At 42.1% G+C, this 13561-nt stretch carries 14 protein-coding genes and 3 other annotated features; of the genes, 1 reads left to right on the top strand and 13 read right to left on the bottom strand.

Annotated features, from left to right (window positions below):
• Positions 1 to 66: 66 nt before the first annotated feature.
• The 4 genes from pheT to B0I26_RS05935 form a co-directional block, all read right to left on the bottom strand.
• Positions 67 to 2481: a phenylalanine--tRNA ligase subunit beta gene (pheT, locus tag B0I26_RS05950; RefSeq protein WP_111644545.1), complete on the bottom strand. Its 2415-nt coding sequence runs from the start codon at positions 2479 to 2481 to the stop codon at positions 67 to 69.
• Positions 2482 to 2495: 14 nt separating this feature from the next.
• The gene (gene pheS, locus B0I26_RS05945) at positions 2496 to 3530 is read right to left on the bottom strand and encodes a phenylalanine--tRNA ligase subunit alpha (RefSeq protein WP_111644544.1); all 1035 of its coding nucleotides are present in this window, start codon (positions 3528 to 3530) and stop codon (positions 2496 to 2498) included.
• Between the two features lie 46 nt (positions 3531 to 3576).
• Positions 3577 to 3944: a binding site (T-box leader), on the bottom strand.
• A 98-nt stretch (positions 3945 to 4042) separates the two neighbouring features.
• Positions 4043 to 4594: a hypothetical protein gene (locus B0I26_RS05940; RefSeq protein WP_111644543.1), complete on the bottom strand. Its 552-nt coding sequence runs from the start codon at positions 4592 to 4594 to the stop codon at positions 4043 to 4045.
• 40 nt (positions 4595 to 4634) lie between these two features.
• On the bottom strand, positions 4635 to 5390 hold the full coding sequence (locus tag B0I26_RS05935; RefSeq protein ID WP_111644542.1) for a TrmH family RNA methyltransferase: 756 nt from the start codon (positions 5388 to 5390) through the stop codon (positions 4635 to 4637).
• Between the two features lie 96 nt (positions 5391 to 5486).
• Here B0I26_RS05935 and sspI point away from each other — a divergent pair, with 96 nt between their 5' ends.
• A complete protein-coding gene (gene sspI / locus B0I26_RS05930) occupies positions 5487 to 5696 on the top strand; it encodes a small acid-soluble spore protein SspI (protein ID WP_111644541.1) in 210 nt (69 codons plus the stop codon).
• A gap of 369 nt (positions 5697 to 6065) precedes the next feature.
• Here the strand turns inward: sspI and lepB are convergent, their stop codons facing one another.
• The 9 genes from lepB to ytxC form a co-directional block, all read right to left on the bottom strand.
• The gene (lepB, locus tag B0I26_RS05925) at positions 6066 to 6620 is read right to left on the bottom strand and encodes a signal peptidase I (RefSeq protein ID WP_111644540.1); all 555 of its coding nucleotides are present in this window, start codon (positions 6618 to 6620) and stop codon (positions 6066 to 6068) included.
• 131 nt (positions 6621 to 6751) lie between these two features.
• Entirely contained in the window at positions 6752 to 7837 is a 1086-nt protein-coding gene (locus B0I26_RS05920) for a M42 family metallopeptidase (protein ID WP_111644539.1), read from the bottom strand.
• 68 nt (positions 7838 to 7905) lie between these two features.
• The gene (locus B0I26_RS05915) at positions 7906 to 8397 is read right to left on the bottom strand and encodes a dUTP diphosphatase (protein ID WP_111644538.1); all 492 of its coding nucleotides are present in this window, start codon (positions 8395 to 8397) and stop codon (positions 7906 to 7908) included.
• 14 nt (positions 8398 to 8411) lie between these two features.
• On the bottom strand, positions 8412 to 8666 hold the full coding sequence (locus tag B0I26_RS05910) for a DUF1294 domain-containing protein (RefSeq protein WP_111644537.1): 255 nt from the start codon (positions 8664 to 8666) through the stop codon (positions 8412 to 8414).
• A 60-nt stretch (positions 8667 to 8726) separates the two neighbouring features.
• Positions 8727 to 9086 (bottom strand): 50S ribosomal protein L20, encoded by a 360-nt coding sequence (gene rplT, locus B0I26_RS05905; RefSeq protein ID WP_111644536.1) that lies wholly within the window; start codon positions 9084 to 9086, stop codon positions 8727 to 8729.
• A 32-nt stretch (positions 9087 to 9118) separates the two neighbouring features.
• Positions 9119 to 9319, bottom strand: a complete 201-nt coding sequence (gene rpmI, locus B0I26_RS05900) for a 50S ribosomal protein L35 (RefSeq protein WP_111644535.1) — start codon at positions 9317 to 9319, stop codon at positions 9119 to 9121.
• Between the two features lie 21 nt (positions 9320 to 9340).
• Complete coding sequence (gene infC / locus B0I26_RS05895; RefSeq protein ID WP_111644655.1) at positions 9341 to 9916, bottom strand: translation initiation factor IF-3; 576 nt, start codon at positions 9914 to 9916, stop codon at positions 9341 to 9343.
• A 10-nt stretch (positions 9917 to 9926) separates the two neighbouring features.
• Positions 9927 to 10063, bottom strand: a sequence feature (ribosomal protein L20 leader region).
• Positions 10064 to 10305: 242 nt separating this feature from the next.
• Positions 10306 to 12237, bottom strand: a complete 1932-nt coding sequence (gene thrS / locus B0I26_RS05890) for a threonine--tRNA ligase (RefSeq protein WP_111644534.1) — start codon at positions 12235 to 12237, stop codon at positions 10306 to 10308.
• Positions 12238 to 12288: 51 nt separating this feature from the next.
• Positions 12289 to 12543: a binding site (T-box leader), on the bottom strand.
• A 68-nt stretch (positions 12544 to 12611) separates the two neighbouring features.
• Positions 12612 to 13475 (bottom strand): putative sporulation protein YtxC, encoded by an 864-nt coding sequence (gene ytxC / locus B0I26_RS05885; protein WP_111644533.1) that lies wholly within the window; start codon positions 13473 to 13475, stop codon positions 12612 to 12614.
• Positions 13476 to 13561: the final 86 nt, after the last annotated feature.

Raw genomic sequence — 13561 nt, 5'->3', positions numbered from 1 at the left:
ATATGAAACTCCTCTCTTTACAAAAAACCCCCATCTTATGCGTTCGCATAAAATGGGGGGTTACTTTTACCCGCGCAATGTCGCGCCAAATTGTTGTTCCACTGCTTGAATCACTTTTTCGTGAACGGCGGTTACTTCTTCGTCTGTTAATGTGCGCTCTGGATCGAAGTAGCGAAGCGAGAACGCGATTGATTTTTTGCCTTCTGGCAAGCGGTCTCCTTCGTATACGTCAAAGATAGACACTTCTTTTAATAACTCTCCGCCCGCTTCAATAATTGTCTTTTGAATATCGCCGGCAATGACGTCTTTATCAACGACTAACGCAATATCGCGCGTCATTGACGGGAAACGCGGAATCGTCGAATAGCGAATTTCCTCCACTTCCGCATTGAGCAGATCTGTTAAGGCTAATTCGAAGACATATGTTTCTTTCAAATCATTTTCTTTTTGGAAGCTCGGATGCAGCTGACCAACAAATCCGATGACGCGGCCATCAAGTAAAACTTCAGCTGTACGTCCCGGATGCATATGCTCGCGTTTCGCTTGCTTATATTCAATGCGGTTTTCTAAGCCAAGCATATGGAATAATCCATCAAGAATTCCTTTGACGACATAGAAATCAACCGCTTTTTTCTCACCTTGCCATAAGTGTGCATGCCATACACCCGTGATGGCGCCTGCTAAACGTTCTTTTTCCTCTGGCAGTTCATCATTGCCTTTCGCTAAGTATACCGCTCCTGTTTCATACACGGCAACATTTTCGATTTGCCGCGCGCGGTTATAGCTTACAACTTCTAATAAGTGCGGAATTAAGCTTTGACGAAGGACACTGCGCTCTTCGCTCATCGGCATCGCCAAGCGAATCGGTTCAGCTGTTTCCAAAGCGAACTGTGTTGCCTTTTCCTCGCTTGTTAAGGAATACGTAATCGCTTGAAACAGCCCGGCATCTTCTAAATAACGGCGCACTTTCCGGCGCTTTGCTTGATAAGGTGTTAATTTGCCAGGCTGTGATTCGGCTACCGGCAATGTCGTCGGCAAGTTGTCATAACCGTATAATCTTGCCACTTCTTCGATAATGTCTTCTGGAATCGAGATATCACGACGGCGTGATGGTACTGTAATTGTGAACGTGCCGTTATCTTCTGTGAATGCAAATTGCAAGTTCGTTAAAATGTTCGCTACTTCTTCTTTTGTGATTGCTGTTCCTAACACACTGTTGATACGGTCAATCGTAATCGTAACGACAATTTCTTCTTGTTTTAGCGTATTTACTTCGGCAACACCGCTGACAATTTCGCCTCCGGCATACTCGGCCATTAATGCGGCGGCACGATCTAATGCTTCTTTTGTGCGCGCCGGATCGATGCCTTTTTCAAAGCGCGTGCTTGCTTCACTGCGCAAGCCGTGGTCTTTGGACGCTTTGCGAATCGTTGCGCTTGTAAAATAAGCTGATTCAATTAATACCGTTGTTGTATCGTTTTGTACTTCCGAATTAGCGCCGCCCATCACACCGGCAAGGGCAACCGGTTCTGTTCCGTTTGTAATGACAAGATGGTTTTCTGTTAACGTTCTTTCCACATCATCAAGTGTAACGATTTTTTCGCCTGCTTTCGCGCGGCGCACTAAAATTTCTTTTGAACCGAGCCGGTCATAATCAAAAGCATGAAGCGGCTGACCGTACTCTAATAAAATGTAGTTCGTAATATCGACAACATTGTTATGCGGACGAATCCCGGCTGCCATAAGTCTTGTTTGCATCCATAGCGGCGATGGACCGATTTTCACGTTTTTCACAATGCGTGCTGCGTAAAGCGGATTGTCTTCCGTTGCTTCTACTTTGACAGAAATATAATCATGAACGCTTTCGTTTGTTTCTTCAAGTTCCACGGATGGCAATTTCACTTCCCGACCTAAAATTGCCGCTACTTCATAAGCAACCCCAATCATGCTTAAGCAATCGGCACGGTTTGGTGTTAAACCAAGTTCTAACACTTCATCGTCTAAGTTTAATAGCGCTAACGCATCAGCACCAACAGGCACATCGCTTGGGAAGACGAAAATGCCGTCTGCATATTCTTTCGCAACAAATTTGGATTCAATGCCAAGCTCTTGCAGTGAACAAATCATACCATTTGATTCTTCGCCGCGAAGTTTCGCTTTCTTAATTTTGAAGTTCCCGGGCAATACCGCGCCAACTTTCGCAACGGCTACCTTTTGTCCTTTCGCTACATTCGGAGCGCCGCAAATGATTTGCACCGGCTCTCCTTCACCAATATCAACTAAACATTTGCTTAATTTATCGGCATTTGGATGCTGCTCACGTTCAAGCACATGACCGATAACAACACCTTTTACACCTTTATTTAGTATTTCGACATTTTCGACTTCGATGCCGCTTTTTGTAATTTTCTCGGCTAATTCTTTTGCTGTTATTCCCGTTAAATCAACGTATTCTTGCAGCCATTTATATGATACTAGCATGTAAATCCCTCCCTTTACGCGCGATTGAATTGTTGTAAGAAACGAAGGTCGTTTTGATAGAAATGACGGATATCATCAATGCCGTATTTCAACATCGCAATTCGCTCAGGCCCCATACCAAAGGCAAAGCCTGTATATTTTTTTGAATCAAAGCCCGCCATTTCAAGAACATTCGGATGAACCATACCGGCACCTAAAATTTCAATCCAGCCTGTTCCTTTACATACGTTACAGCCATGACCGCCGCAGTTAAAGCAGGAGACGTCCACTTCAACAGATGGCTCCGTGAACGGGAAGAAGCTTGGACGGAAACGGATTTCCCGGTCTTCACCGAATATTTTTTTCGCAAACGCTTGAAGCGTGCCTTTCAGATCGCTCATACGAATGTTTTCGTCAACGACAAGCCCTTCAATTTGCGTAAATTGATGAGAGTGTGTTGCATCGTCATTATCACGGCGATACACTTTACCCGGACAGATGATTTTCACCGGGCCGCGGCCTTTATGCTTTTCCATCGTGCGCGCCTGCACCGGTGATGTATGCGTACGAAGCAAAATTTCTTCCGTAATATAAAAAGAATCTTGCATATCACGTGCAGGATGGCCTTTCGGCAAGTTTAACGCCTCGAAGTTGTAGTAGTCTTTCTCTACTTCCGGTCCTTCGGCAATCGTATAGCCCATGCCGATAAACAAGTCTTCGATTTCTTCAATGACTCTTGTTAAAGGATGGTGATTTCCAAGCCGCACCGGACGTCCCGGAAGCGTTACATCAATCGCCTCGGAAGCTAATTTTTTCTCGATTTCTTCTTGTTCTAATTTCGCTTGTTTTTCTTCTAATGCGGATTGAATCGCTTCGCGTACTTCATTCGCTAATGCTCCTATCATCGGACGCTCTTCTGGCGATAATTTCCCCATGCCGCGAAGCACTTCCGTAATCGGACCTTTTTTGCCAAGATAAGCGACACGAACATCATTAAGCGTTTTTAAATCGCTTGCTTGAGCGATTTTCTCAAGCGCTTCTTGCTGAAGTTGTTGTAATTGTTCTTTCATACACCACATTCCTCCTTTTTTTTCAAATAAAAAACTCGCCCCTTAGGCAAGGGACGAGTGAAATCGCGGTACCACCCTTGTTAACAGCGCCACATAAGTTTTGTGCATTCACAGGTAGACGAAAACAAAACTTATGAAAAAGCGCTGTTCACTTCATTGCGATAACGGCGTAAACCGGAACACCTTTAGAGACTGGTCAATAAGTGCCTAACCTCACACGCAATCCATAATATATAGTGTTACATACCTATATATTGTGGTTGCGGGGTCTGACGCTTGATTCAGGTCAGCCTCGTCCAAGTGTCAACTCCAGAGGTGAATTCACTTGCTTCTACCATAAAAACGCTCCCAGTCTACGGCGTTTTCTCCCTGGATGGCGAGCGGCAAGCTACTCTTCTCTATCATCGTTGTTTTCCTTATTTTTTACATCCATTACGTTCAGATAATCGCTCCATTATATTATAGGCAAACAAAAGGAGCGTTGCAACCTTTACCTGCCTAAAGCTGCGATGCTATCTCATTCGCCGCAATTCCACAATCTCGGCTTCCTGTTCGATCGAACGGACAGAAAGCCGTTCAAGTATTTTATCTTGACGAGCTTGTCCTTCTTTGAGACTGGAAATGTCTCGTTTTAACACAGCGACATCTTCTTTTAACACAGCAACGTCTTCTTTTAACACGGCGACATCTTCTTTTAATTCAGCCACATCCTTTTTTAATACGGCGACGTCTTCTTTTAACACAGCAACGTCTTCTTTTAACACGGCGACATCTTCTTTTAATTCAGCCACATCCTTTTTTAATACGGCGACGTCTTCTTTTAACACAGCAACGTCTTCTTTTAACACGGCGACATCTTCTTTTAATTCAGCCACATCCTTTTTTAATACGGCGACGTCTTCTTTTAACACAGCAACGTCTCGTTTTAATACAGCGACGTCTTCTTTTACTTGCTTCATGTCTCCTTGCAATTGGGCAATGTCGATCTTCATTTGTTCGATATGGGCGTTTTGTACATCGAGACGCTCAATCACCGCATTGAACAATGCTTTAATTTCCTCCATTTTGATCGTCTCCTTTTATACGTTTATTTATATTTTACGGCTATCCGCGCAAATAATAAAGCAAAATTCCTGTGGCAACAGCGACGTTTAATGATTCGGATTTGCCGTAAATCGGAATGTACAAATTTCTCGTGGTGAGCTGAAGCAAGTCTTTGTTGACGCCGCTGCCTTCGTTTCCGACAAGAAGGGCAAACGGCTCTTTCGGCTCCACTTGTTTGTAATCTTCTCCGTTTTCTAAAGCTGTGCCGTAAATATGGACTTGCTGTTCTTTTAATGTTTGTATCCATTCACGAAGGTTTCCGCGAATAATCGGAAGGTGGAACAGCGAGCCTTGCGTGGCGCGAATGACTTTCGGATTGTACAAGTCAACACAGCCTTCTCCGAGTATGACGGCATCTATTCCTGCTGCATCGGCAGTACGAATCATTGTCCCGACATTTCCGGGATCTTGCACGGCATCAATAAGCAGCACATTGGCTTTTCCCCAGTCGATTTGTTCATATGTGAACTGTTTGCATACAGCAGCGATTCCTTGCGGTGTTTCCGTATCGCTGATTGCTTTCATAATTTCTTCCGTCACTAAAGTTATTGGAATGTTATCGACATTCCAGTTTGATAGAATTTCTTTTTTCTCATCAAGAACGATTTCTACAATGTGAACACCGCTTTTTAACGCTTCCTCAACTAAATGAAACCCTTCAATGATAAACAAACCGGTTTTTTCCCGTTCTTTTTTCGTTAATAATTTTTTCCACTGTTTGACTTGTGGATTTTTTGTTGATTCAATTCGTTTCAAATTGAATTCTCCTTTGCTTTGAACATTTCCTTATACATAATAAACGAAATTATAACAAAAAATAAACGTGTAATACATAACAACGAGGTGAAAAAGATGGATTTAAATTTACGTCATGCGATTATGGAAAATGTGGCAAATAATACAAAGGAACAGTTAGAGGATACGATTGTCGATGCAATTCAGCGCGATGAGGAAAAAATGCTTCCGGGCTTGGGCGTGCTTTTTGAAGCGATTTGGAACCATTCGAATGAACAGCAAAAAGAGATGATGCTTTCAATACTCGAACAAGCGGTGAAACAATAGGGCTAAAATTTTCTATAATGATGAGGGCTGACTCATAAGTGTCTGACCTCACGCATAACTCACAATATATTTAGCAGTTATGGAGGATGGCATTCGCTTTCGGGTCAGCCTCCTTTTTGTATTTGTTACACGACTCCCAAAGAAATCCATACAGCTATGAATGAACCTCTCCCCCCTATACTCCGCTTAGAGGCGGGAGACTTCTCGGGGAACATGTTAAACTTAATGTTCAACGTATTGCTTATAAACAGAGCTCACTTATTTCTTTGTTTGCTTTTAGAAGAACTGTGTAAACATTCACGTTGAAAACGAAAAATATGTAAGATTATAATAAGTTATCTCTTTTTATCATCTCTCTGCTAACTTCCCTCATTGAACTAATCCCGCTTGCTCAAGCGGCCATATACGAAATACAGCCTTCCCGACAATATCTTTCATCGGCAGCAGTCCAAAGTGCCGGCTATCTTTACTTTTTGGGCGGTTGTCGCCTAACACAAAGACATAACCTTCCGGAATTACTTTCTTACCTGCAACCTCGTTCAAAGTAAAATCCCATGTAAGAAGGCTGCCAGCCATTTTTTTATCTTTCAGCTCTTTAAGGTACGGTTCGTCGTAAGCCTTGCCGTTAATGTATAATGTATCGTTTTTCATCTCAACTGTATCTCCCGGCAAGCCAATGATTCTTTTAATATATTTTTCTGAAGAGTCGGGAGCCTCGAATACAACGATGTCAAATCGATGATAGCCAGCGAATTTATTGAGCTTGCTGACGATTAGCCGATTGTCATTTTGCAGATTAGGAAGCATCGATTCCCCTTTCACCACATAAGGAGCAAAAAATAAATTTCTTATAACTAATGCTATAAAGATTGCAATAACGATCGCTTTTCCCCATGATAAAATCTCTTCCTGCAGCTTAGACATTGTATCGTTCATCCCTTCTATCAAATAAGTGTTCTTTCTCACTTTTTTATTGTAAATAATTACTTTACATAAATAAACTTTTTTTATATAAATTAGAAAAAGCCAGCGAAGGCACGCCGGCTTTTTCTTTATTAATCAAACGTAATCTCTTTCACTTTTTCTGCATCCAAGCGTTTAATGACTTCAACAAGAAGTCTCACTGTGTTTTCGTAGTCGTCACGGTGAAGCATGGCCGCATGAGAATGGATGTAGCGGGTTGGAATCGCGATCGTTAACGCAGGCACACCGCTTGCGGTCATATGAATCGCACCGGCATCTGTCCCCCCGCCCGGCATCGCATCGAAATGGTAAGGGATGTTTAATTCTTCCGCTACGTTAATGACAAACTCGCGCAACCCTTTATGAGATACAAGCGTTGCATCGTATAAAACGATATGCGGACCAGCACCAAGTTTGCCCATGGCTTCTTTTTCGGAAACACCAGGCATATCTCCGGCAACACCGACATCCACTGCAAACGCAATATCCGGCTCGATGAAGTTTGCCGATGTTTTCGCGCCGCGCAAACCGACTTCTTCTTGTACCGTACCGACACCGTATACAACGTTTGGGTGTTCGACATCTTTTAATTGCTTTAACACGTCAATCGCAATCGCACAGCCGATGCGGTTATCCCATGCTTTCGCAAGCAGCATTTTTTCATTGTTCATGACGGTGAATTCAAAGTATGGAACGATCGAATCTCCCGGGCGAACGCCCCACTCCATTGCTTCGTCACGGCTTGAAGCGCCAATATCAATAAACATATCTTTAATGTCAACCGGCTTTTTGCGCGCTTCCGGTGGTAAAATATGCGGCGGCTTCGAGCCGATGACACCTGTAATATCGCCTTTCTTTGTCATGATGGTTACGCGCTGTGCGAGCATCACTTGTCCCCACCAGCCGCCAAGCGGTTGGAAGCGGATAAATCCTTTTTCATCAATTTGCGTCACCATAAAACCGACTTCATCTAAATGACCGGCGACCATAATTTTTGGTCCATCTGCTTTGCCAGCCTTTTTCGCAATTAAACTGCCAAGACCATCTGTCGTCACTTCATCGGCATATGGAGCTATGTATTTTTTCATTACTTCACGTGCTTCACGCTCATTGCCCGGTACGCCTTTTGCATCGGTTAACTCTTTCAGCATCATTAACGTTTCATCTAATTTTTTCATCGTTGAACCCCTTTCTTATGTACTCCCCACTCATTATACAGAAAACGTTCTCACATGTACAAAATTTGTTAATAATTCTGATTTTGCCGTTCATGGTTCACTTCATTTTTTTTCATATACGCTTGTTCAATTTGTTCATTTGTGAATCCTAAATGTTCCCCAAGCTGCAAATAATTGGTGAATAAACGCTCATACGCTTCAAGCGACTTTGTTTGTTGAAACTCGGTTACCGCCTGAAAGACACGTAAAAACTGTCCGACAAGTGAATCGTCTTCCGTTTTTTTCTTTATTTTACCCACAGTATAAACAAAATTGAATTCAAGACCTAAAGATAAAATAAAATGCAAGCCATCTACATACTCTTCCAATACTTTTTCGAGCGATGCCGGCGGTTTTAAACTCCAAAACTTAAAACAGCGCGTTTCGTTCGCGAGTTCCCCGATTTCAACAAGAAGCGCTAGCATCTTTTTCTCGACTAAGTTTTCATCTTGCAAACCGTGTTGTGTTTCAATGCGTTCATCAAGCATTCGCTGCATGGAATAAAGTTTTTGTAAATCCATCTGTGCCTCCCCCATTACTTATACAATATTATGTAAATGACAATGTCAAACAATGCAAGAAATGGCAATCCATAGCGAAATAAGCGATGTTTTGTTTTGTGGTGGAAAATGTGCATTCCCATCATCGTACCGACAGCACCGCCGAGCAGCGAAACGAGCCAAATCGTACTTTCGGCAATGCGCCATTTTCCTTTTTTCGCTTTCTGTTTATCGATTGCCATCACAAAAAATCCTAACATATTGACGATGAAAACGTATAGTTCAAACATCATTGCCTCCATATAATAAATGACCATTCCCCGAAAAGAGAATGGCCATCATTTTAACAATTACTTGCTTAATTGTTCTTTTGCAATGTTTGCGAGTTGCGCGAATGCTGCTGCATCGTTTACCGCTAAGTCAGCAAGCATTTTACGGTTTACTTCAACGCCTGCTAATTTTAAGCCGTGCATTAAGCGGCTGTAAGAAAGTCCGTTCATGCGTGCTGCCGCGTTGATACGAGTAATCCAAAGCTTACGGAAGTCGCGTTTTTTCTGGCGGCGGTCACGGTAAGCATACATTAAAGATTTCATTACTTGTTGGTTGGCAACTTTATATAAACGATGCTTAGAACCAAAATAACCTTTTGCTAATTTAAGAATTTTTTTACGACGTCTGCGTGTCACTGTTCCACCTTTTACACGTGGCATGTGAGTTCCCTCCTAAAATCTAGTTTTCCGAATTATTTCAAGTTGTCCAATAATTGACGAATGCGTTTGAAGTCACCAGAAGATACAAGTGTCGCTTTACGAAGTTTGCGTTTTTGTTTTTGTGTTTTGTTTGCGAATAAGTGGCTAGTAAAAGCGTGTGAACGTTTTAATTTACCAGTACCAGTCTTTTTGAAACGCTTTGCAGAGCCTTTGTGAGTTTTCATTTTTGGCATAGGGTGTTCCTCCTTGTTACGTTATTTCTCATTTTTCGGTGCTAGAATTAAGAACATGCTGCGTCCATCCATTTTTGGCGCAGATTCAACCGTACTTATATCCGCACATGCTTCAGAGAAGCGATCTAATACACGCTGGCCGATTTCTTTATGGGTAATCGCGCGTCCTTTAAAGCGGATTGTCGCTTTCACTTTATCGCCTTTTTCCAAGAACTTGCGTGCATTGCGGAGCTTCGTATTAAAATCATGCTCCTCAATCGTCGGACTTAAGCGCACTTCTTTAACGTTAATCACTTTTTGTTTTTTACGGGCTTCTTTTTCTTTCTTTTGCTGCTCGAAACGGAATTTACCGTAATCCATAATGCGGCATACAGGCGGTTTTGCATTCGGAGCAACCATTACTAAATCAAGATTCATTCTCGCCGCAATTTCTAACGCTTCTTGCTTCGTCTTAATGCCAAGCTGTTCTCCATTTGGGTCAATCAAACGAACTTCGCGGGCACGAATATTTTCATTAATAATAAAATCTTTGCTAATAACTAGCCACCTCCAAGGTTTATTCACGAATCGCTTGTTTGTCGGATTGCACCCTTGCATTACAGGTTTTGGAATAAAAAAAGCGTGAGTGCATACGACACCCACACTTATTACGATTCATGGTGATACACGATTCAATCGTAAAAACCTGTCAACTGCAAGCAATGCGTCAATCAGGTGAGAAGCGGGGTGCTTCTGCTTATACAACAAACAAGTATTCCATTTACCTTAGATAATATATCATTGTCAAAATAACATGTCAAGGCTAATTTTGGATATTCAAAACACAACGTTTATTATTATAATAAATATTTTTAACTATAGCAACAAAAATTTTTCATTTAGAGGCTGATCCGAAAACAAAGCGTCGACCCCACGACAACAAGCAAGAGCACATCATGTTTTTGGTTAGTTCATAACGTGAGGTCAGACACTTGTTTTTTCATCACTTAACGGCGCACTTCTGCTTTCAGTGCAGCGATAAAGTCGGTCAGTGCGACAGTTTCGCTCTTCTGCTCGCCGTATTTCCGCACATTGACAGAGTTGTCCCTCACTTCGTTATCGCCGACAACAAGCATGTAAGGGATTTTTTGCATTTGCGCTTCACGGATTTTGTAACCGATTTTCTCGTCGCGCTCGTCCACTTCCACACGGAATCCTTCGGCTTGCAGCTGCTGTTTTACCGCGTAAGCGTAGTCGGCATGAACCGCCGGTGAAACTGGAATGACTTGCACTTGAACAGGAGCAAGCCAAGTTGGGAACGCGCCTTTATACTCTTCAATCAGGAAAGCAACGAAGCGTTCCATTGTTGAAACGACGCCGCGGTGAATCACAACCGGGCGATGCGGTTTTCCGTCCTCGCCGATATATGTTAAATCAAAGCGTTCCGGCAATAAGAAGTCGAGCTGAACAGTTGATAATGTTTCATCTTTTCCAAGCGCCGTGCGCACTTGCACGTCTAATTTCGGACCGTAGAATGCCGCTTCGCCTTCTGCTTCATAATATTCAAGCCCTAATTCGTCCATCGCTTCTTTCAGCATGCTTTGCGCTTTTTCCCACATCGCATCATCATCGTAATATTTTTCTTTATCGTGCGGATCGCGATAAGAAAGGCGGAATGAGTAATCGTTTAACCCAAAGTCTTTGTAAACTTCCATGATTAAGTTCACGACGCGTTTAAACTCGTCTTTAATTTGATCCGGACGAACGAAAATATGGGCATCATTGAGTGTCATGCCGCGCACGCGCTGAAGCCCAGTGAGCGCTCCTGACATTTCATAGCGGTGCATGGTTCCGAGTTCAGCAATGCGAATTGGCAATTCACGGTAGCTATGAATTTTATGTTTATAAATCATCATATGATGCGGACAGTTCATCGGACGGAGCACAAGCTGCTCATTATCCATCTCCATCGGCGGGAACATTCCTTCTTTATAATGATCCCAGTGGCCGGAAGTTTTATACAGCTCCACGCTTCCGAGCACTGGAGTATACACATGTTGATATCCTAGAGCAAGCTCTTTATCAACAATGTATCTTTCAATAATACGGCGGATTGTCGCCCCTTTTGGCAGCCAAAGCGGCAACCCTTGTCCTACTTTTTGAGAAGTTGTGAATAACTCCAACTCTTTTCCTAATTTGCGATGATCGCGCTCTTTTGCTTCCTGCAACAGGCGGAGATGCTCTTCAAGGTCTTCTTTTTTGAAAAACGCTGTACCGTAAATGCGCTGCAACATTTTGTTTTTGCTGTCGCCGCGCCAATAAGCCCCCGCGATGCTTAACAATTTAAATTCTTTAATTTTTCCTGTTGACGGTACATGCACGCCGCGACAAAGATCGAAAAATTCGCCTTGTTCATAAATAGAGACTACTTCTCCCTCTGGAATATCGTTAATTAACTCTAATTTTAAGTTATCACCGATTTCCTCATAGCGGCGAATCGCTTCCTCGCGGCTTACTTCTTTTCGGACAATTTCTAAGTTTTCTTTGACGATTTTCTGCATTTCTTTTTCAATCTTCGGAAGGTCTTCCGGTGTTAACGATTCTTCCATGTCAATATCATAATAGAAGCCGTTTTCAATGACAGGACCAACGCCAAGTTTTACATTTTTGTAAAGACGTTTAATCGCTTGTGCCATCAAATGCGCTGTACTGTGCCGCAAAATTTCCAATGCTTCCGGCATGTCTTGCGTAATGATCGTAACGGCTCCGTCCTCATAAATCGGTGTGCGCAAATCAATCAATTTATCGTTTAATTTTCCGGCAATGGCCTTTTTCTTTAAACCCGGGCTGATCGACGCAGCAATGTCTTCTGTTGTTGTTCCCTTAGGAAACTCCTTTACTGCACCATCAGGGAATGTAATTTTTACTGCCTCTGACACACTTGTTCACTCCTTTTTGATTTAAAATTAAAATAAAAAACCCGTCCCTAAACAAGGGACGAGTTGGTTTCGTGGTTCCACCCTTTTTCCCATCGCTTACAGGAAAAGACACTTCTCCCCTTGAAACGATGGCTCAACTGATATAACGGTGCTTACCGTCAGCAATTACTTAATGGAAACGTCCCATTGTTCACTGCTGAAGTTTAGAGGTGGTAAGCGTATTTTTCGTGTTAGGAAGGTTCCAGCCTATGCCTTCCCTCTCTGGAAACCGTAAAAATACACCCATGTCCTCATCATAACTTTTTTCATTATTTCATTTTTCGGAAACTTATGTACGTAATTATAGAGTGATTAACGCCGAAAATCAAGTCCTGCTATCGAATCTTTTTGCAATAAGCTTGTTTGCTTTGGAGAAAAAAATCGAGATCATAAAGCTTTAATCGCTCTTGAAAAAGATTTTGAATCGTTTGCACCATTCCATCGTCTGAATTCCCGGTATATAAATAAATCGTTTTTGGGGCAATCGACACAAGCGGAGCCAGCACGGATGAGTCGATATACATCGGCTGATTAACAATGAGCGTGCGATCAATCAATTTTCTTAACTCTTTTGCAGAAATTTCACAGAAATATTCGTCATAAAAAGTAAATGTTGACTCTTGATGCAATAAATGAATGATGCTCAATTTCGCCGGTCTGGATACTAAACAGTCCCGCAATGTTTGAATAAAATTTTGGTATTCCTGCTCTAGCTTATATTCATCAATAGCTAGCTCAACGTAATGGAGCAGCCGTTCTTTATAGTTCTTTAAGCGAAAATATAAAAATGATTCAAACGAAAAAGAAATATCATCGCTTAAAAATTCTGTCAGCGCCTGTTTAATGAAAGTTTCTCTCGATTCGGCCTGCTGTTTTCCATTCCGATAATCATACCGCTCTCCATCGATAAATGAATGGGCCAGCTGTAAAATTTGCTGCTGTTCCTCAACATTCTTATAGTAGAAATCATTAGAAATGATTGACAAAAGCAAACGATCTTCAATAAAGCGAAACATAAACTGCGTCATTGCCGGAATGACAGTGGTTTGAATCATTTCCATTGCTTTTTTATCTATATGAATCGTAATTCGTTTGTCCCCATCATATGTAAAGCAAAGGGATGGCTCGTTTTTATATGCTGTGAAAACAGCAAATAGTTTTTCTGCATCGGTTGTTTGTTCGAAATAAATTTCAATCAAGGTTGTCCCCCCCCTTTATTTGTAAATACTTGCTCTTATATATATGGGAGGACACGGTATTTTAGAATAAAAAAGCCAAGCATGAA

Origin of the sequence: Paranoxybacillus vitaminiphilus (assembly GCF_003259935.1) — a bacterium.
GTDB lineage: Bacteria > Bacillota > Bacilli > Bacillales > Anoxybacillaceae > Paranoxybacillus > Paranoxybacillus vitaminiphilus.
Note: the sequence above shows the minus strand (reverse complement) of the source record. Positions and strands in the feature narration are given on the sequence as shown.

Excerpts from the sequence above, each read along its gene's own strand:
- rpmI (WP_111644535.1), bottom strand. The coding sequence starts at position 9,319 with ATGCCAAAAATGAAAACTCACAAAGGCTCTGCAAAGCGTTTCAAAAAG.
- B0I26_RS05940 (WP_111644543.1), bottom strand. The coding sequence starts at position 4,594 with ATGGAGGAAATTAAAGCATTGTTCAATGCGGTGATTGAGCGTCTCGAT.
- B0I26_RS05915 (WP_111644538.1), bottom strand. The coding sequence starts at position 8,397 with ATGGATTTACAAAAACTTTATTCCATGCAGCGAATGCTTGATGAACGC.
- B0I26_RS05920 (WP_111644539.1), bottom strand. The coding sequence starts at position 7,837 with ATGAAAAAATTAGATGAAACGTTAATGATGCTGAAAGAGTTAACCGAT.
- B0I26_RS05910 (WP_111644537.1), bottom strand. The coding sequence starts at position 8,666 with ATGTTTGAACTATACGTTTTCATCGTCAATATGTTAGGATTTTTTGTG.
- lepB (WP_111644540.1), bottom strand. The coding sequence starts at position 6,620 with ATGTCTAAGCTGCAGGAAGAGATTTTATCATGGGGAAAAGCGATCGTT.
- infC (WP_111644655.1), bottom strand. The coding sequence starts at position 9,916 with ATGCAAGGGTGCAATCCGACAAACAAGCGATTCGTGAATAAACCTTGG.
- pheT (WP_111644545.1), bottom strand. The coding sequence starts at position 2,481 with ATGCTAGTATCATATAAATGGCTGCAAGAATACGTTGATTTAACGGGA.
- sspI (WP_111644541.1), top strand. The coding sequence starts at position 5,487 with ATGGATTTAAATTTACGTCATGCGATTATGGAAAATGTGGCAAATAAT.
- rplT (WP_111644536.1), bottom strand. The coding sequence starts at position 9,086 with ATGCCACGTGTAAAAGGTGGAACAGTGACACGCAGACGTCGTAAAAAA.
- pheS (WP_111644544.1), bottom strand. The coding sequence starts at position 3,530 with ATGAAAGAACAATTACAACAACTTCAGCAAGAAGCGCTTGAGAAAATC.